The following is a 19,727-nucleotide window of genomic DNA, read 5'->3' as shown; positions in this document are numbered from 1 at the left end:
TTATATAACTCCTTTTTTAGATTTCTCCTTGAATCTCATTTTTACTATATTTGAATAATCACTATAATCATTTATAATAAAAAGTTTCTCTTCCTCTGTAAAATCATTAAATACCATTTTAGCAGCTTCATAATCTAAAATATATTCTTTTTCCCAGTCTAATATATTATAAAATCTTTCTTTTTCTTTCTCCATATATTCAATCCATGCATAAATTGCTTTGCCATGAATATTTGGAATAACACAAGCTTTATTACAATGGGTCAAACATTTTCTCCAATTTGTACAATTTTCATCTACATTTAATTGTTTCGCACCATAATATGTAGGTTCTTTAGTATTAGCACAATCAGCATATAATCCTGGTTGGAATAATTCAACACTAAAATGTTCTCCTCTTTTAATTTTTCCTTGAAATATATCTACAAGAAGCTCTTGTGTTTTTGCAATATTATGCATTTTCTGCTCTGACCATTCTGAGGAATTTTCATAATGTAACAAAGTATCTATATTATTGTGACCTTTCTTTATCTGTCTTAAAAAGTTAGAATATCCTCGCAAATGATCTGCATAATTTGTATAAGGTCTTATCCTCTTATGATTAATTTTCTTAATTTCAATATTATTTCTATCATAAATTTTGTACTTATCAAAAAATGAATTTGTAGAATTACAAACAATAAAAAAAGAATTTGGATCCCATACTTTGAATGGTGAACCTCGACCATTTCTTGTGTAATATTGTAAGAAATTATTTTTATTAGATAATAAATAAATTGGTTTTAACCAATTTAAATAAAAATCAATAAATAGTTTTTGTTCGGATTTATTATCAATTGAAGTATGTATTTTTTTATTACCACGACCTTTATTTCCATAAATAGATAAACAAACTGGAGTTTCATCTCCTAAAATAAAATTTGCCCCCTCTTTCAACTTGACTTTCCAATCTGATAAAACTTCTGAATTAATACCTTCACGTATTAATATTAATAATACTAAGGGATACAACTCATGTACACTAGGTGATATTTTTCTATAAAAAAATCTGATTTCTTTTTGAAAAATAAAATAATATTTATTTGCTATATAACTCACAGTAAATACTGAACTATATTTACTTGTAATTTTATTTTCAAATGGAAAATCTGGTATTAATTCTTTAAACCAAAAAGCATACATCTTCTCATCTTCAATATTTATATTTATCCCTTGATCTCCTAATAATAAAAGTTCTTTGTGTTTTAATTTTTGTTTCTCATCTACATATTCATATTTATTTCCACGTCTATATTTCCATTGTTTTAAATTTATATTGTGAATATTTACTGATACTTCATTTATTTTGAGATTTAGACTTTTAAGCTTCATTGATTGAGAATTAACATTATAATAATAAGTATGTGCTAAATTAGCTAGATTAAATAAATCTATTTCTTCAAATTCTTTCATCCAATTTTGATATTTATTTACATCTTCTATAATTTCTTTAATCTCAGTAATTGCACTATATTCAAGTTGATGTATTACAATACTAGGTAAAGCTTTTATTGGATGATATGTCAAGTTATCAAAATAATTTATTGCATTAAATGATAAATTAAATTTTTCAATAGATCCAAAAAAAGTTCTAAGAGCAATTTTGTCTTTTTTAACAATGGTCGTTTTGTCTATAGATAAATAAATATTTCTCTCTATTTCATTATTGATATCATTTAAGTTATTTAATTTAAGCTCTAATTTTTCAGCTTCTTCTAAAAAGATAAACATTCCTTTTAATCTTCTGCTAATTATTGAATACGATTGAGTATCTATTAATTCTAAAAGAGATAATTCTATAAATTTTTTATATTGAATAAATCTACTATAAAGAAAATTTGAGCTGGTCTTTGTCATATTAGGATAGTTATATTCTTTGTTTTTTTTACGCATTTGTATAAATTCAAGATATTTATCTTGAGAAAGATAAACTCTTAATGATTTATTTTTTTTTATTGTCATTACATAATGTCCATAATGTTCCTTAGCCAAAAGCAAATTATCATTATCAAAAAATCTATCGTCTTTTTCTGCATTTATTAGTATCTCATCTATTTCAGAATTAAATCTTAATTTTTTCATTAAATACTCCTATATATTGAAAGTATATAAAAAATTACTGTTCTATCTAAATTTTCTTTCAAAATTATTTAACATAAATTCTCCATTTTCAAAATGAACAATATTTAATATTTCCGCAAAATCATTAAAATACATATGATAACGTTTCATTGTAATATCTTTGAATTTTAGGAATAACTTCCAATCTAAAATTAGTTTATATTTAAAATTATTCCTTTGTTTTTTATCTTTTGTATATTTACTTTTTTTAACAGCACAAATAATTCCACACTCAACTTTTTCATTTAAAAAATCAATTCTAAATATTTTATGAATCATTCCTCTATTTATATCTCTGTTTAATTTTCTATCCTCTTTTGATACAGCAATAGAAACTTTTAAATTGATATTGTCAATTTTATATTTATATTTATCAAAGAAATATGAAGTAATAAAAATTAATGCATCATCTGTTTTTTTGATTATTGCAACTATATTTTTAAATCCTATTTTATATTTATTGTTTTCTTTTTTTGAAATACCAAATTTATCATCAATTTGTTTTACTAAATTTATTAGAATATCTTTATCAATTGATTTTTGATGTTTTCTTCTTTGAATAGCATGTCTGGAAATGATGATTTTGTTTGAGTTTATTTGAGTATCCATAATATTCTTTTTAGAAGAGATTGTACAATTATTTATTACTATAAATATTAAAATATAAAGAATTAAATTTTTCTATATCAGCAAGAGTATAATTTAGAGATACCCAAAATATATCTTCACCAATTGGATATTTTTTTAGATTTTTAGCATCTAAGTACTCTTTATTCTCATAAATTATCACATTATCTATTTTATAAAGTATCTTTTCATTTGAGCTAATTCCACATTCATTATCTAAAACCTCACATATGTATAAATCAGTATTATTTAATAGCATTTGAGTTTTTTTATTTAAATTAAAATGTTTTATTTCAATTAGAGAATCTTTAATAAATAAATCTTCATAATTAATGGTTAAAATATCTAATAATTTTGAAATACTTCCAAATTTAAGTTTATTATTTAAATCAATAAGAGATTTTAAAGTTTTTCTATCAATTTTTATAAATGAAAATTTTTCATTTATATCATTATGATTTATACTATTTGAAATCTCATTGATTTCTATATCCCATTTAGAAATAGTTTTTTTCAATTCATAATATGCTTTTGTATTTGTTTTAATTTTAAAATTTGTAATATTTTTTAACTCATTACTTATTTCGGTAAGAATCTCTTTTTTTAATTCTAAAACTTCTTGACTGTATGTACTCATTATCACCTAACCATAGATAGTTGTTAAAAGATTTAATTCAAATTATACTTATAAAAAACTAACTATAGGTATTTATATTGATTAAAAACAGTGAATTGTCTAAAGATGATATTCAAAAAATTTATAAAACTATAGGCAAAAATGTAAAAAGAATTAGAGAAGAAAAGGGTATAAGCCAACTTAATCTTGCTATGGCGATAGGACATAAATCTGTTGGAGTAATTTCAAATTGTGAATTATGTCTTCAGAATAAGCATTTTAATATTGAACAATTAGTTAAAATTGCTGATGTTCTAGATGTAAATATTAAAGATTTTTTTGAAAATATTTGATAATTGCTAACATTTTATTCTATTCATTCATATTCCACCACTTAGTTTTACTTCATGAATTAAAATAACTTCACCTATTTTAGGATATGTTATTTGTAGACTTTGTTTTAGTGCTTCATTCTAAGAGTGAAGATAGAGTTTAAAACTACTGTTATGTATTAATAAAAATTTACCTTTTAAATAATTTATAGGTCATAGTGATATTGAAACCACTATGAGATATATTAGACCTACTGATGAAGATTTGAAAAAATGTTTAATTAGATAAAAAACAAACTTTATATTTTAATTAGATTTATAAGCTTACTTTTCTATTCCATAATACCTTAAGGTTTATGGAACTTTGCATTTTTTACTTTTTAAACACTTTTAGGAACATGAAAAATGCATTAATATGCTACATGTTCCATAACCTAGAGGTTGAGGAATAAACTATTTAGGATTTTGTGTCCTATTTTTTATTGACAGATCAGTATATAACTATTTATTGAATATACATTATATATAAAACACCATAAAATCAACAAATAACATGCACAAAAAGAGTAGTATTTAAAAATGCCTATAAACACTTTAAATAAGGTATTTTTTGTAAATATTACTATGAAAAATATTGAAAATTGAAATACATTTTAAATAAATCTTATTTTTATAATATATTTTTTATGTATATTAAGATGATAGGTAATAAACTTGCAAAACGTTAAATATATTATGATGAGTAACGTGTATAGAAAATTTGTAGAACTAATATTTATTAGAAAGTTTATCTCATAATTTTATAATTCGTTTGGTACTATAGGAGTAAACAAAAAAATTATTATGATGTAGTATAATATTTTTTCTATAGTGGTTTAAAATTATAAATTGTCATCAATTTGTTTAAAACAAAACGATAATTTAAAATTATGTTGACAAATCATTTAAATATAATTGATCGAGGAAGTAATTGTGGATAATTATAATAATTTAAAAGAGCAATTAAAGATATACGATCCTATTAAAACAGCATCAGTTTTTTCATCCTTATTGTTAAATCCTACATACCATTACCATCAATATACACTTGAAATGATTATTAAATATTGCCTATCTTTTTGTAAAGGTAATCAAACTCCTACAAGTAAATTTATAAAAAGTATTTATAATGAAATTCAGAGTAGTGTGTCAATGATGGAAGATCCCGTTGAAGATATATTTGTATCAAAGCTTTGGTTTGATAACAAAAGTTATAAAGTACAATCTGGATTATGGGAAGGAGGTATTCATAGTACACAAATAATACTCAAATTTTTAGAAAATTTACCTAATGAAGACTTTTTTTTAGAAATAAAAAAGCAAATTAAATCTATATTAGAAGTCTCAAATTTTATTATTGAGAAAAATGCCATAATATGCAACGAATTATTAAATATAAGTCCTATTGAGACATTAGAAAATGAAGATTTAAGAGATTTACAAGAATTAATCAACAATGTTAAAATAACTAATACCAATTTTAATTTACCTTTGCTTCAAGTAAATAATTTTGATACACTTTTTGATGAGTCATTGGGGAATTCTATTTTAGAAAGAAATCCTTTTTATATTTTAAAAGAGGAAGTCATTCTTTTACTACCTACGGCTATAACAGCTAGCATTAGAAGAATTGTAATTGAATTTTTTGATAGTCATAATAAAAAAGATTTATTTATACAACAATATGCTCAAACATTATCAGAAGAACTATATAAAACTAGGATATTTGGGAAATTTGATGGATCACCAATAAAATTTTATTCTAAAGAAGGTATATCTTCTTTCAAGTTTTCAGAGAATATACTTCAATTTGATAAAAATCACTTTTTTCATTTTATTTTTGTTCTTGATACTTTGGAGAATATTGAAGATAATTGGTTTGAAGGTTTTGTTCAAGACGAAAAATATCGAGTTTCAGACTTTATTGATAGTAGAATAGAAAGTGCAAAAAAGAATATACTAGGTAAAGATATACATAATAAAGGTTGTAGTTTTATTGTCCCTTGTGGTGTAGGTAGAGGTTTTATATTAGCATCAAAATTTATGACTGATGATAGTTGGTTTTGTGAATCAATTAGTAATCATGATTTAATCACAATTAGTAATGATTTAGATTGTTCTCCTAATCTAATTTGGAGAATAGTTGATGCACAGTATAAATTAAAAAAAGATGGTACTCAAATATTAAATTTTAATGGCTTTTTAAATCTTTATGGATTTGTAAAAGATAATAATTATTCAATTTTTGTAAATGAGTCTTTTGATGAAGAAGTAAGCACACAACCATTTACTATGATAACAATTGGAAGTGATTACAATGCTTATATAAGAGAAAAAGTTGCATTAGATACAGATTATAGAGAAGTTAAAACTATTGATGATAAAACTATAATAGTGAGAAAAGGATTTGCAGATTCATTATTTTCTACAAATATTAAATATAATCTTTATATTCCAGAAAAGTTTGATCAAAAAACTTTTATTGCTATTTATATTAATTATGGTTACGAAATATGGCTAACGCAAACTATAGATAGTAAGTATGATTTTACATTACAATTTAAATTATTTGATGCTTTAATCACTTGGTTTTCTAAAATGATGTCTATTTTAGATAAATATAGTATTAAACTTGATAAAGCTTTAAAAATGTGGAATATAAAATATTCCTTGATCGAAGATATATCTACTTTAGAAAAAAACATAGACAAAATAGATATATTTAATTCATTTAATAATACATATAATAATTCTATTTTAGATACAAAATTTAATATTAATATGCTAAAAGGTTTTATGTTCGAAGAAAATTATTCTGAACAATCAATGATAAATGCATTTTTCAACTATTTATGCTTAGAGCAGAAAAGTATTGATATTTTATTAAAAGAAATATTTATAAATGAAGATGCAAGATTATTCCATTTTCTTAAAGCACATAAATATAGAGAACACTTTAATATTTCTGAAGAAAAACCAATTTCCATACATCAAATTGATGAACAAATTATAAAATTAAATTTGGGTTGGAGTTGTAGAAAAAGAGAAGAAGGTAATATAGTTGAAGGCATAGATGAATGCACTAAATATTTAAATAATTTAATGGAAGTTGTTTGGAATAAAATACAATCTAATTTAAAAACTATCGAAAGAGAAGAATTAATCAAGGAATTATTGATTAACTATGAGTACAGTGATAAAGAAAAAGACATTTGGGGAATTACTTTTAAATCAAATTTAGCACTGCAGGAAGATAAAGATAATTTGTATAAAGTGGCAATAAAAAAAATTAGCGAATACAATGCTACTTCTTTATCTTCAAGGCTAGTTATTGAAATGGCTATATGTGAGTGTTCAGTTAATTGTGGTAAAAGTGTATCTAAATTAGATATTCAAGAGCTATTAAATCTTGCTTCTTTTATGCATTTAATTGGTGGTTTGTCAGAATCAATAAAGTACGAAGCAATTATCCCTAGAATAGTTATTTCTAGTTTTGGTGATATTTTATTTGAACAATCCTTTTATGAAATGATTATGAATAAATTTGGTTACATAACCAATCAAAAGATTTTAGATTATGAGTCAACTAAATATAGTGAAAAGTTTAAAGAGAAAGAGTATACCAAAAAAACAAATCATTTATTTGAAAAAGGTTTTATGGAAGCTTATATAGACGAGTTTAACTATACAATTGATGATGCAAGATTATTTTTAGATTTTTTAGAAGATTATGGTTTAAAAATTAATGAATTAGTTTACAGTATAACTTATAATGAATTAATTGAAAAATTTGATGTAGATAAAAAAGAGATTTTTTCTAAAGTATTAGATTCTTTAATTATTCACACAAGAAGAGATTGGACTTCTATTCCAGAACCTTATAAAAAAAGTGATTGGGAACCTTGGAAATTTAGGAGAAGATATTCAATTATTATGAAGCCAATTATTGAAATTGATTCATTTGAAGGTACATTAATAATTTCACCAGAATTAGTAAGAAGAGGATATTTTAATTTAATTAGAAATATATATGAAGGACATTTAGAGGCTAATCAATTTCAATCAAAGAAAATGCAAAAATGGATCGGAAATTTAGTTAAAGAAAAAGGGCTTTCCTTTAATACAAAAGTTAAAGATAAATTTATTGAATTAGGTTTTAACGCAAGAGAAGAAATTAAACTTGCAGAAATTTTTAATAAAAAAATGGTTGAGGATTTTGGAGATATTGATGTTTTTGCTTGGAGTAAAGAAAAAAATATTGTGTATGCTATTGAGTGTAAAGACTTGGAAATGGCAAAAACTCAAAGTGAAATAGCTAGACAACTTTATGAATTTAAAGGTCAAATTAGACAGATCAATGGTAAAGAAAAAAAAGATAGGTTATATAAACATCATTTACGATATGAAGAATTAAAAAAAGATTTAGAAGGGGTTAAAAAATTTGTTAAATTTGATAATGAATTTGAACTTAAAGCTTTAGTTGTTTTTTCAAATATAGTTCCTATGAATTTTGATGAAAATCGGAATTTTATAAATGAAGTAGATTTTTTAAGTTATGAGGAATTAAATGAAAATATTAACTAAAATATCCAACTTAATTATCTCTAAATAATTCAGAATTGATATGAAAATTATGATTTATCTAAAAGAGTCAGAGTTATATTAAAGGTAATGTCAATAAAAACTTGTTATAAAGATGAGTTATAAAACAAGTTCAACAACCTGTACTAAAAAGCTTATAATGCCATCAGTCTTAATTAAAAAAAGATATAATTATCAATTAAACTCTATATTTATTTTAAAAGGATTTATTTATGTTAAAAAAAATGTTAAAAGTTCAAGTTATTGGATTGTTATTAATAGGTGCTAATATTCAAGCAAATTCTTTAGTGAATTGTGATGAGTTAATTGGCTGTGAAAAGAAAATTTGTAAACTTGAAAAAGAGTTAGAATCAGCAAAAAAAATGAATATTATTTCTAAAGTAGATGGTTTAGAAACTGCATTAGATAAAGTTCGCAAATACTGTACTAATGATAAATTAATCAAAGATTTAAAAGATAAAATTAATGATAAAAAAGAAGACCTAGCCGAACATTTAGAAGATTATGAAAAAGCAGTAACAGATAATAAAACAGATAATAAAACAGATAAGATAAAAAAATATGAATCTAAAATGACAGAAGATAAGAAAGAAATAAAAGAACTGCAAGAAGAATTAAATACTTTTTAACTCTTTTTGTAAGTTTTATATAGATTAAATATTTTACAATAGAAAAAGGATACATTGTAGAGGTAACTAAAATTCATACTCAGAATTTAAAAGTATCTAAGTTAAAATAATAAGTTCCACAACATGTACCTTGTTGAACATGCTCCAAATTTCAACTCTATTTGGAACAGTCTTTCTGTTACTAGAATCTGTTCCAAAAGTAAGAATATTTGCAAGATTATGAAGTCTCACTTAATCGTTTTATATATTCTGATAGTAGTCTTTTTGCCAAACCGAACGAGTCATTATATATTTTATACATTTTTTCGTGATCATTTTTCAATGATCCCGCATGGACTAGCTGTGACCTATAATCATAAAGCCTATAAAAAAGTTCAGAATCTTTTTTACCTAGCAAACTTTTCACTAGGTATTTACAGCTTTTACCAATAGATTGAAACCTCATGGAGTCTAGGGTTCTTATCAACGAAACTTTTACCTTTGAATCAAAATCACTTGATTCATTCATTGACATTACTAAAAAATCTATAGCTCTTAACTCTTCATCATCTCGACTTATCTTTTCTGACAAAACCTCAATAACTGTCATTGATAGTATTATTTTACTAGAAAGTGAATCTTCGTAAATAGATGTTGTCAACATGGATGAAGCTAACTCTATTTTTCTAATTAATGTTGGTTTCTTTGAAATAGGTGTAAAACTGTTTATAATTTTAATTTTATTCGCTGCGATAATATTATTAAAAGAGGATATAAGTACAGAAAAAGATTCATTTGTAAATGCTGAAATAATGGCACATAGTTTTCTTTCTGCTATTCTATGCATAACATTAATAGACTACATCGAGAAAAAGCCAATAGTATTTTTATGTTTTGCATCATTTATAGCGATATGTGCTGTTTTACTAACATATAAAGATAAAAAATTATTAATACTTATTTATTATACTTTTTAAAAAAAATTAGTTACTTGTTGAAAGCCTAAAATCATACTTTTTATCATTAATATTTCTTGAAAATCTTCCATCTAATGCCAAACGAATTTGTGTCATATCAAGATTTGAAATTAGTTTTACAAAAGATGAAAAAACTCTAAATAGCTCACTATCAAAACTAAAAAAAATTCTTAATCTTCCATCAACTCTAAATTTAAACAAACACAAATCTTGGTACTTTTCAATGTGAATATCACTTGCTCTTTGCTCAATTGAGTAAAGTATTAGCTCATCCAAAAAATATGATGTAAATTTTTCCTCATCATTTGAAGATATAGATTTTTGTGCGGATTTATGCAGTATCACTCTTTTTTCAATATTTGCCAAAATAAAAAGAATATCACTCTCTTTTTCTTCTACAAAATTTATAATTTTTACAAAATCATCTTTTATATTATCTATTGTTGAACTCGAGCAAATAGCTATTTTTAAACTAATACTATCTTCATATATTGGTACAATTTTATTTTTTATAAAATACTCTTTGTCATATTTTTCAAATAAAGTGTAATCAATTTTCGTTTTTAAAATACTCATTACTATTTACCTCCAATTTTATAATATCTTTATCCTTTTTCAATATCACATAATCATTAGCAATAGTTTCTATCTTATATTCTAAAACATCATCATTTAATTCAAACCAAGTATCATTTATAAAAGTATTATTGCCTACAATTGCATTTATTTTAAAATCTGGTCTTACAATAATTTCTTCTTTATGTTCATCGCCTTTTGTTTCATTTATCTCTTCTTGCTCTATATTTATTATATCTTTAACTTTTTTATTTTTTAAATAATATTTTGATATATCAACTCTTAAATCTATTAAATAAAGCTCATTTTCAAGCTTTTTCAAACTCAAAAAAACAATTTTTGTAAAACTATTTATTTCTTCAACTTTTTCCAAAAAATTCAATAAATCATCTTTTTTCCCTTTTAATTGGATTATAATTTCATCTTTTGAGCTTTGAGTTTTTTGAACAAGCAAATTTTCATTTTTTGCAATATCTTCAATTTTATTTGACAGTTCCAAAACAGAATCTGTGAATTTTTTATTTTCTATATTTAACAACTCAATATTTTGATTATTTTGATGTTCTACAATTTTTTCATCATAAAATAGTAAATATAATAAGAATAAACAAAGAAGGGGTAGCAAATAAAGCTCTATTTTTGTTTTTAAAGAGCTATTTTCAAAACTATTTTTAAAGTTTGCCAACATCAATTGTAGCCTCAAAGATTTTACTCTCTTCTATAAAGTGAGTAGAAGATGATATTACATTGTCACAACTTTCTAAAAATTTATCAATATTTTGCTTATTTGAAGAGCTTACAACAATTTTTGCCGTATCATGTCTATAATCAAAAGAATTAAGAACTAATCTATTTTTATCAATATTTTTTGATATTACATAAAAATTTTCTTCAAAACTATTAAAGGCAATTTTAGATTTTATTGCTTCAAAATCTATAATTTCTTCTTTTTTCTCAACAATATTAAAGTAGGTATTGTAAAAATAGTATCCAAAAAATAAAACAGATAAAAGGTAAAAAATATAGATATAAAATGAAAAATTAGCTTTTAAATCAATATATTTAAGTCCATCTTTATTAATATTTTTATGATGATTATTGTTTTGATTTTTATTAATAAAATCTTTTTTTAACTTCTCAAATTCATCTTTTGAAAATATTTTTATACTAGAAATATTAATATTAAATTTTTTATTTAAAAATTTTACAAAATCATCTTGGTTTAAATCTTGATTTATTTTTTGATAATAAAAAAATCTCTTATCTTTGAAAATTAGAAAAAAATTACTACAAATTAAAAGTTCAAAGCCTCTAAAATCTCTATTTTCATAGTAACTATAAAATACTTCAAAATCAAAAAAACTAAATTGTGAATTTACTACAAATACTTGATACTCTTTTGCATATTCAAGATAGTTTACATACAATTTATTACTATTTTCTAAAGATATATTTTTTAATTTTAAGTTTGAAAAGACAAAACTTTTTAAATATCTATCATCTATTTTTTCAGTAACTTCAATATCAACAACGATAATATCATTACTATTAGCAAATAAAACCATATTTTCCCCTAAAAAATAGATTTCAAAACAGTTTAAAACTAGATATCCATATCATAACCCATAGATTTCAATGCATCTTTATTCTTAGTCCAATTTTTCTTTACACTAACAAATAGCTCAAGAAAACATTTTTTACCACTAAGTTTTTCTATCTTAATTCTTGCAGCTTTTCCTATTCTTTTAATAGCGGTAGCTTTTTGTCCAATAATCATACCTTTTTGGCTATCTTTTTGAACAATTATAGTAGCTCTAATAACATCAACATTTGGTTTCTCTTCTATCTTGTTTATCATTACATCAGCTTCATAAGGTATCTCATCACTAATATTTTCAAAAATAGACTCTCTAATAAATTCTTTGTACAAATCTCTCAAATGCTCAGTTGTCATAATTTCAGGATCAAATAAATATGGATGCTCTGGTAAATACTTAACTACAACATCTAAAATATCAGATTTTTTTGTAGCTTTTTTTATAGATATTGGTATCATTGCTTCATATTTTTCTTGATATTTTTCATATTCTTTTAATTTTATCATCAATTCGTCATTGTTCACAAAATCTATTTTTGTAAGAAGCAAAATATGTTTTGTATTCTTTTTATTTTTTTCTAAAAAATCTTCATAATATTTCAAACTATCAGTCACAGGAGCTAAAAAAAGTATTAAATCACAATCTCCCATAGCTTTTAAAGCTTCATCTAGCATAAATTGATTAAGAAGTTTTTCTGTTTCATGAATTCCTGGTGTATCCACAAATACAATTTGGTCATCTTCGTGCATTACAATGATATTTGATCTTCTTCTCGTTGCATTAGCCTTGTGTGAAACCATAGCAATCTTTTCACCAACAAGCCAGTTTAAAAGTGAACTTTTACCTGCATTTGGACGACCAATAACTGAAACATAACCACATTTTGTCATTATTTTATTTGCCTTTTTCTATAAGTTTATAATAGTAGCATAAATTTTATTTTTTTCTAGTTTATTTTAATAATTCATAATATGATTTATAATTTATATAATATAAAGAGGAACTAAAAGCAATAAAAAAGCTTACCTTGACCTACTTAAATAGAGTAAGACAAGATAAGCTCTTGGTGGGTTGGGTGTTTAAAAAACTCAATGAGCTGGCAGCGACCTACGTTTCCACAAGGGGACCCTGCAGTATTATCGGCGATGAAGTGCTTGACTACCAGGTTCGGAATGGGGCTGGGTATTTCCACTTCTCTTTGACCACCAGCAAATTTGAGTGATAAAAGCTTGTAATAAACTCTTAACACTCAAATTGTGATTTGAGAAATTTAATGCTAAAGTCTTTATAGCTAAAAAAGCTAATTTCATATTTGTATAACTATATATAATCAACACAAATTAAACATAAGTAAATATGCTTAATAAGATAGTAAACCAAAGAAAATTGTTAAAAATAAGCCAAACGTTCTATTAGTACTGGTCAGCTAAAGGGCTTACACCCATTACACACCCAGCCTATCAACCAGCTAGTCTTGCTGGGAACTTCAGGGAAAGTTCATCTTAGAGTTGGCTTCGAGCTTAGATGCTTTCAGCTCTTATCACATCCCAACGTGGCTACCCAACGATGCTCTTGGCAGAACAATTGGTACACCAGTGGTTGGTTCATCCCGGTCCTCTCGTACTAGGGACAAATCTCTTCAACTTTCCTACGCCCACGGAAGATAGGGACCGAACTGTCTCACGACGTTCTGAACCCAGCTCGCGTACCGCTTTAAATGGCGAACAGCCATACCCTTGGGACCGACTACAGCCCCAGGATGCGATGAGCCGACATCGAGGTGCCAAACCTCCCCGTCGATGTGAGCTCTTGGGGGAGATCAGCCTGTTATCCCCGGCGTACCTTTTATCCTTTGAGCGATGGCCCTTCCACGCAGAACCACCGGATCACTATGACCGACTTTCGTCTCTGTTCGACTTGTAGGTCTCACAGTCAAGCTAGTTTATGCCATTATACTCAACAAGCGATTTCCAACCGCTTTGAACTAACCTTTGTAAGCCTCCGTTACTATTTAGGAGGCGACCGCCCCAGTCAAACTACCCACCAGACATTGTCCTGAATGAGGATAACTCATCGCAGTTAGTAACTCAAATATTCAAGGGTGGTATCTCAAGGATGGCTCCGACTCTACTTGCGTCTAGTCATCATAGCCTCCCACCTATCCTGCACATGAATATCCAAGCTACAGTGTCAAGCTGTAGTAAAGGTGCACGGGGTCTTTCCGTCTTTCCGCGGGTAGGAGGAATTTTCACCTCCACTACAATTTCACTGGATCCCTCTTTGAGACAGCTCCCATCTCGTTACGCCATTCATGCAGGTCAGTATTTAACTGACAAGGAATTTCGCTACCTTAGGACCGTTATAGTTACGGCCGCCGTTTACTCGGGCTTCAATCAAATGCTTCGCTTGCGCTGACATCATCAGTTAACCTTCGAGCACCGGGCAGGCGTCACACCTTATACATCCACTTACGTGTTAGCAAAGTGCTGTGTTTTTGGTAAACAGTCGGGAGGGACTCTTTGTTGCAACCTCTCTAGCTTTTTGGAGCAAGTCCATATACCAAAGTAGGCACACCTTATACCGAAGATACGGTGCTATTTTGCAGAGTTCCTTAAAGAGGGTTCTTCCACGCGCCTTAGAATACTCATCCCACCCACCTGTGTCGGTTTACGGTACGGGCAACATATAATAAACTTAGTGGCTTTTCTTGGCACGACAGTATCATCGATTCTCCATCTCCTCCGAAGAGTGTCAAGAGCCTGTAAGATCTCGGTCTAACGTTAAGCGGATTTGCCTACTTAACAACCTACGTCCTTCGACCCACTATTCCATCAGTGAGCTCGATTAACTCTATGCGTCCCCACATCGCGCTTATATGTTGGTATTGGAATATTAACCAATTTGCCATCGTCTACACTTTTCAGTCTCGACTTAGGACCCGACTAACCCTACGATGACGAGCATCGCGTAGGAAACCTTGGGTTTTCGGCGTTAAGGATTCTCACCTTAATTATCGCTACTCATGCCTGCATGCTCACTTCTATCCGCTCCAGCACTCCTTACCGGTATACCTTCAACGCTGAATAGAACGCTCTCCTACCACTCGAATAAATTCGAATCTAAAGCTTCGGTGTACATCTTAGCCCCGTTATATTTTCCGCGCAGAATCACTAGACCAGTGAGCTGTTACGCTTTCTTTAAAGGATGGCTGCTTCTAAGCCAACCTCCTGGTTGTCACAGTAACTCCACATCGTTTTCCACTTAGATGTAACTTAGGGACCTTAGCTGTTAGTCTGGGTTGTTCCCCTCTCGACGACGGATTTTATCACCCACCGCCTGACTCCTGTGATTCCACATATAGTATTCATAGTTTGATAGGGTTTGGTACCGCGGTAAGCAGCCCTAGCCCATTCAGTGCTTTACCCCTATATGCTACAACACAAGGCTATACCTAAATATATTTCGGAGAGAACCAGCTATCACGAAGTTTGATTGGCCTTTCACCCCTATCCACAAGTCATCCCGAGACTTTTCAACGTCAATGGGTTCGGTCCTCCACTGGCTCTTACACCAGCTTCAACCTGCTCATGGATAGATCACTTCGTTTCGGGTCTGCAGCATCTGACTATGTCGCCCTATTAAGACTCGCTTTCGCTACGGCTTCGCACTTGGCTTAACCTTGCCAGACACCACAACTCGCAGGCTCATTATGCAAAAGGCAGTCCATCACCCTGATAAATCATAGGGCTCTGAATGATTGTAAGCTAATGGTTTCAGGTTCTATTTCACTCTGCTCGCTGCAGTACTTTTCACCTTTCCCTCACGGTACTTGTTCACTATCGATCTGTAAGTAGTATTTAGGATTGGAGGGTGGTCCCCCCAGCTTCAGTCAAAATATCACGTGTTCCGACCTACTCAGGATACTATTAGTATTATTGAGAATTTTAATTACAGGAGTATCACCTTCTATGCTCTAGTTTTCCAACTAATTCATCTATTCTCTTTAATTACACATTATAGTCCTACAACCCCCAATGCAAGCATTGGGTTTGTCCTAATCCCAGTTCGCTCGCCGCTACTATGGGAATCTCATTTGATTTCTCTTCCTCTGGCTACTGAGATGTTTCACTTCACCAGGTTCGCTCCCCGTAGGGTAACATAGTTCTCACTATGCTGGGTTGCCCCATTCGGAAATCCTCGGATCAAAGCTCTTTGGCAACTCCCCGAGGCTTATCGCAGCCTAATACGTCCTTCATCGCCTCTTACAGTCAAGGCATCCACCATTAGCCCTTAATAGCTTATTATTAAATCTAAATAAATTTAGATCTACTTTTTTTGCCTAGAGTAATTAATTAAAATTACTCTAAATTTGATAATATTCTTTGGCTACTATCTTATTAAACATATAGTTTAACAATATAGTTGTGTTATCTATAGTTTTTAATATCTCTATTAAATTTTAGATATGAAATTTTTTATTTAAAATTAAATATTTCTATTTAACTTTACGAAAAAATTTTAAAGACTTTAACATTATATTTTTAAATATCATACTACTTTAAATAACTAAAGTTATTCAACGTAACGTTTCTGATTAAAACCAGATATAAACTCTTATTTATTTAAAAGCTTATATCTAATCTCTTATTCTTTATATACATATGGTGGAGAATAGCGGGATCGAACCGCTGACCTCCTGCGTGCAAAGCAGGCGCTCTCCCAGCTGAGCTAATTCCCCATAATGGTGGGCCTATCAGGACTTGAACCTGAGACCTCACGATTATCAGTCGAGCGCTCTAGCCAGCTGAGCTATAGGCCCATATTTACCTATAAATTATCTGTTGTTCTTCCAAATAATCTTTACAAACTAAATATATGTTGTTAAAAGTAGTTTTTTTCTTTTTTATTTATATTAAGAAACAAATCTTAATACTTTTTCTTTGAAAGGAGGTGATCCAACCGCAGGTTCTCCTACGGTTACCTTGTTACGACTTCACCCCAGTCGCCAAATCCACTGTGGAAGGTAGCTATTTTAGCATCCCCGCTTCGAATGAGTTCGACTCCCATGGTGTGACGGGCGGTGAGTACAAGACCCGGGAACGTATTCACCGTAGCATAGCTGATCTACGATTACTAGCGATTCCAACTTCATGTAGTCGAGTTGCAGACTACAATCCGAACTGGGAGATATTTTATAAGATTTGCTCCACGTCACCGTATTGCGGCTCTTTGTATATCCCATTGTAGCACGTGTGTAGCCCTGGACGTAAGGGCCATGATGACTTGACGTCGTCCTCACCTTCCTCCTACTTGCGTAGGCAGTCTGTTTAGAGTTCTCAGCCGAACTGTTAGCAACTAAACACGAGGGTTGCGCTCGTTGCGGGACTTAACCCAACATCTCACGACACGAGCTGACGACAGCCGTGCAGCACCTGTATATAAGTTTCTGCAAGCAGACACCAATCTATCTCTAGAAAGTTCTTACTATGTCAAGTCCAGGTAAGGTTCTTCGTGTATCGTCGAATTAAACCACATGCTCCACCGCTTGTGCGGGTCCCCGTCTATTCCTTTGAGTTTTAATCTTGCGACCGTACTCCCCAGGCGGTACACTTAATGTGTTAACTGCATTACTGCAAGATCAAGTCTCACAACAACTAGTGTACATCGTTTAGGGCGTGGACTACCAGGGTATCTAATCCTGTTTGCTCCCCACGCTTTCGCATCTCAGCGTCAATAATGTTCCAGTAGATCGCCTTCGCAATCGGTATTCCTTCTGATCTCTACGGATTTTACCCCTACACCAGAAATTCCATCTACCTCTCCCACATTCTAGATTAACAGTTTTCAAAGCAGTTCTATAGTTAAGCTATAGGATTTCACTTCAAACTTATCAATCCGCCTACATGCTCTTTACGCCCAGTGATTCCGAGTAACGCTTGCACCCCCCGTATTACCGCGGCTGCTGGCACGGAGTTAGCCGGTGCTTATTCATATAATACCGTCATTATCTTCTCATATAAAAGGAGTTTACGCACCGAAATGTGTCATCCTCCACGCGGCGTTGCTGCATCAGACTTTCGTCCATTGTGCAATATTCCCCACTGCTGCCTCCCGTAGGAGTCTGGACCGTGTCTCAGTTCCAGTGTGACTGATCATCCTCTCAAACCAGTTATGTGTCATTGTCTTGGTAGGCCATTACCCCACCAACTAACTGATACAATACAGGCTAATCTCTTACCAATAAATCTTTCCCTTATTAACTTAAGTTAACAAGGAGTATAAGGTATTAGCAATCGTTTCCAATTGTTATCCCTTAGTAAGAGGCATATTACCTATACATTACTCACCCGTGCGCCACTTAGCTGACAATTATAGCAAGCTATAATCCGTTCTCGTTCGACTTGCATGTGTTAAGCACGCCGCCAGCGTTCACTCTGAGCCAGGATCAAACTCTCCATAAATTTTTGATTAAATCTTACTCTAATCTTTATGTAGTGTTGAAACTGACATTTTTGTTTTTAATTACTTAATTACAAAATTATCACTCAAATTTATAGACAAGTAATAAATATTTTACTATTTATATCTTGTTTCATTTTTTTTACTTTTAACAATCATTATATTTAGTTTACAAAGATTACTTCTTAAACTTCATATCTATTTTAAAGAACTCTAATTTTAAACCCTTCGGTCAAATTGGACGGGAATTATAGTGCCTTTTTTTCCTTTTGTCAAGAGATTACTCTTAAAGTTTGGTTAAATTTTGAAATTTCATTTTATTAATCTTTTATTTACTAATTTTTTATACTATAATAACTTAAATATAACATTATAAATAGTGTTATATAAATCAAGTTTTTAAAACTATAATAAAAAGGAAAGAATATGTACAACAGAGATTATTTGACAGATAAGACAAATAGTTACTCAAATGAATCATCACAACAAGCATATATAATGAGCTTTTTAAAAGCTACTTATCAACTTTTTGCTGGTTCACTTCTAGCAGCAACTGCTGGAGCATATATTGGATTAGGAATTGTAAACTATATTGCAGGTCCTATGATGTGGGTTTTATTTGCAATTGAATTAGGACTTATCTTTTTTGTAATTCCTAGAGTTAAACATACTCCTGGTGTAAATTTAGCAGTACTTTTTGCATTTACATTTATAACAGGTCTTACTATTGCGCCGTTGCTAACTTCGATTTTTGCAATGCCTGGTGGTGCTAGTATCGTTGGTCAAGCATTTTTAATGACATCAATTGCATTTGGTGGGATTTCAATGTTTGCAATGACTACTAAAAAAGATTTCTCTTTTATGGGTAAATTCTTATTTATTGCACTTATAATAATGATTGTTGCTGGAATATCAAATATATTTATTCAATCATCAATGATGCAACTAGTAATTGCAAGTGTTGGGGCTTTACTTTTCTCTGCATTTATTTTGTACGATACACAAAATATCATCAAAGGGAATTATGATTCTCCAGTTGAAGCTGCGCTTTCACTATATTTAGATTTCTTTAATCTATTTATATCACTTCTTCAAATTCTTGGAATTATGAAAAACAACGAATAAAAAGATAG

12 protein-coding genes, 2 tRNA genes and 3 rRNA genes are annotated in these 19,727 nt (G+C 29.0%); 4 read left to right on the top strand and 13 right to left on the bottom strand.

Going from position 1 to position 19,727, the window contains the following annotated elements; translation table 11 throughout:
* From ACRYA_RS00395 to ACRYA_RS00385, 3 genes are read right to left on the bottom strand one after another with little or no spacing between them, the layout of a single operon-like run.
* Positions 1-2,121 (bottom strand): hypothetical protein, encoded by a 2,121-nt coding sequence (locus ACRYA_RS00395; protein ID WP_105918146.1) that lies wholly within the window; start codon positions 2,119-2,121, stop codon positions 1-3.
* A gap of 42 nt (positions 2,122-2,163) precedes the next feature.
* Positions 2,164-2,769, bottom strand: a complete 606-nt coding sequence (locus ACRYA_RS00390) for a hypothetical protein (protein ID WP_121443258.1) — start codon at positions 2,767-2,769, stop codon at positions 2,164-2,166.
* 28 nt (positions 2,770-2,797) lie between these two features.
* The gene (locus ACRYA_RS00385) at positions 2,798-3,424 is read right to left on the bottom strand and encodes a hypothetical protein (protein ID WP_121443257.1); all 627 of its coding nucleotides are present in this window, start codon (positions 3,422-3,424) and stop codon (positions 2,798-2,800) included.
* 77 nt (positions 3,425-3,501) lie between these two features.
* On the opposite strand from ACRYA_RS00385, the gene ACRYA_RS00380 reads away from it, so the two are divergent.
* The 3 genes from ACRYA_RS00380 to ACRYA_RS00370 all read left to right on the top strand — a co-directional run bounded on the left by ACRYA_RS00380 (position 3,502) and on the right by ACRYA_RS00370 (position 9,005).
* Entirely contained in the window at positions 3,502-3,756 is a 255-nt protein-coding gene (locus tag ACRYA_RS00380) for a helix-turn-helix domain-containing protein (RefSeq protein WP_228199753.1), read from the top strand.
* Positions 3,757-4,707: 951 nt separating this feature from the next.
* A complete protein-coding gene (locus tag ACRYA_RS00375) occupies positions 4,708-8,358 on the top strand; it encodes an anti-phage protein Upx-like protein (protein ID WP_105918347.1) in 3,651 nt (1,216 codons plus the stop codon).
* Between the two features lie 230 nt (positions 8,359-8,588).
* Positions 8,589-9,005: a DUF1090 domain-containing protein gene (locus ACRYA_RS00370; RefSeq protein ID WP_105918325.1), complete on the top strand. Its 417-nt coding sequence runs from the start codon at positions 8,589-8,591 to the stop codon at positions 9,003-9,005.
* Between the two features lie 217 nt (positions 9,006-9,222).
* Here ACRYA_RS00370 and ACRYA_RS00365 read toward each other — a convergent pair whose 3' ends face one another.
* The 10 genes from ACRYA_RS00365 to ACRYA_RS00315 form a co-directional block, all read right to left on the bottom strand.
* On the bottom strand, positions 9,223-9,831 hold the full coding sequence (locus tag ACRYA_RS00365; RefSeq protein WP_133160987.1) for a hypothetical protein: 609 nt from the start codon (positions 9,829-9,831) through the stop codon (positions 9,223-9,225).
* A gap of 136 nt (positions 9,832-9,967) precedes the next feature.
* Entirely contained in the window at positions 9,968-10,537 is a 570-nt protein-coding gene (locus ACRYA_RS00355) for an ATPase, T2SS/T4P/T4SS family (RefSeq protein WP_105918098.1), read from the bottom strand.
* Entirely contained in the window at positions 10,512-11,225 is a 714-nt protein-coding gene (locus ACRYA_RS00350; RefSeq protein ID WP_105918097.1) for a hypothetical protein, read from the bottom strand. The genes ACRYA_RS00355 and ACRYA_RS00350 overlap by 26 nt, the downstream gene beginning before the upstream one ends.
* Positions 11,209-12,102 carry a hypothetical protein gene (locus ACRYA_RS00345; protein ID WP_121443256.1) on the bottom strand — a complete coding sequence of 298 codons (894 nt, stop codon included), beginning with the start codon at positions 12,100-12,102 and terminating at the stop codon, positions 11,209-11,211. Before ACRYA_RS00345 ends, ACRYA_RS00350 begins: the two co-directional genes overlap by 17 nt.
* 38 nt (positions 12,103-12,140) lie before the next feature.
* The gene (gene era / locus ACRYA_RS00340) at positions 12,141-13,025 is read right to left on the bottom strand and encodes a GTPase Era (protein WP_105918349.1); all 885 of its coding nucleotides are present in this window, start codon (positions 13,023-13,025) and stop codon (positions 12,141-12,143) included.
* A 204-nt stretch (positions 13,026-13,229) separates the two neighbouring features.
* Positions 13,230-13,345: ribosomal RNA gene (gene rrf / locus ACRYA_RS00335) — 5S ribosomal RNA — on the bottom strand.
* Between the two features lie 181 nt (positions 13,346-13,526).
* Positions 13,527-16,439: ribosomal RNA gene (locus ACRYA_RS00330) — 23S ribosomal RNA — on the bottom strand.
* A gap of 358 nt (positions 16,440-16,797) precedes the next feature.
* A tRNA-Ala gene (locus tag ACRYA_RS00325) sits at positions 16,798-16,873 on the bottom strand.
* A gap of 4 nt (positions 16,874-16,877) precedes the next feature.
* Positions 16,878-16,954 (bottom strand) — tRNA-Ile (locus ACRYA_RS00320).
* A 124-nt stretch (positions 16,955-17,078) separates the two neighbouring features.
* Positions 17,079-18,596: ribosomal RNA gene (locus tag ACRYA_RS00315) — 16S ribosomal RNA — on the bottom strand.
* The 16S, 23S and 5S rRNA genes sit together here with 2 tRNA genes alongside, the layout of an rRNA operon.
* Before the next feature lie 424 nt (positions 18,597-19,020).
* Between ACRYA_RS00315 and ACRYA_RS00310 the strand changes: the two genes are divergently transcribed.
* Complete coding sequence (locus ACRYA_RS00310) at positions 19,021-19,719, top strand: Bax inhibitor-1/YccA family protein (protein WP_066218396.1); 699 nt, start codon at positions 19,021-19,023, stop codon at positions 19,717-19,719.
* The last annotated feature ends 8 nt before the right edge of the window (positions 19,720-19,727 follow it).

Source organism: Aliarcobacter cryaerophilus ATCC 43158 (genome assembly GCF_003660105.1).
GTDB classification, from domain to species: domain Bacteria; phylum Campylobacterota; class Campylobacteria; order Campylobacterales; family Arcobacteraceae; genus Aliarcobacter; species Aliarcobacter cryaerophilus.
The sequence above is the reverse complement of the archived record's forward strand: the minus strand, read 5'-3'. Positions and strand labels throughout refer to the sequence as shown.

What these genes read in the sequence shown, in the direction of transcription:
- ACRYA_RS00345 (WP_121443256.1), bottom strand. Translation starts at nt 12,102, where the DNA reads ATGGTTTTATTTGCTAATAGTAATGATATTATCGTTGTTGATATTGAA.
- ACRYA_RS00365 (WP_133160987.1), bottom strand. Translation starts at nt 9,831, where the DNA reads ATGCATAGAATAGCAGAAAGAAAACTATGTGCCATTATTTCAGCATTT.
- ACRYA_RS00370 (WP_105918325.1), top strand. Translation starts at nt 8,589, where the DNA reads ATGTTAAAAAAAATGTTAAAAGTTCAAGTTATTGGATTGTTATTAATA.
- ACRYA_RS00350 (WP_105918097.1), bottom strand. Translation starts at nt 11,225, where the DNA reads ATGTTGGCAAACTTTAAAAATAGTTTTGAAAATAGCTCTTTAAAAACA.
- ACRYA_RS00390 (WP_121443258.1), bottom strand. Translation starts at nt 2,769, where the DNA reads ATGGATACTCAAATAAACTCAAACAAAATCATCATTTCCAGACATGCT.
- ACRYA_RS00385 (WP_121443257.1), bottom strand. Translation starts at nt 3,424, where the DNA reads ATGAGTACATACAGTCAAGAAGTTTTAGAATTAAAAAAAGAGATTCTT.
- ACRYA_RS00310 (WP_066218396.1), top strand. Translation starts at nt 19,021, where the DNA reads ATGTACAACAGAGATTATTTGACAGATAAGACAAATAGTTACTCAAAT.
- ACRYA_RS00355 (WP_105918098.1), bottom strand. Translation starts at nt 10,537, where the DNA reads ATGAGTATTTTAAAAACGAAAATTGATTACACTTTATTTGAAAAATAT.
- era (WP_105918349.1), bottom strand. Translation starts at nt 13,025, where the DNA reads ATGACAAAATGTGGTTATGTTTCAGTTATTGGTCGTCCAAATGCAGGT.
- ACRYA_RS00395 (WP_105918146.1), bottom strand. Translation starts at nt 2,121, where the DNA reads ATGAAAAAATTAAGATTTAATTCTGAAATAGATGAGATACTAATAAAT.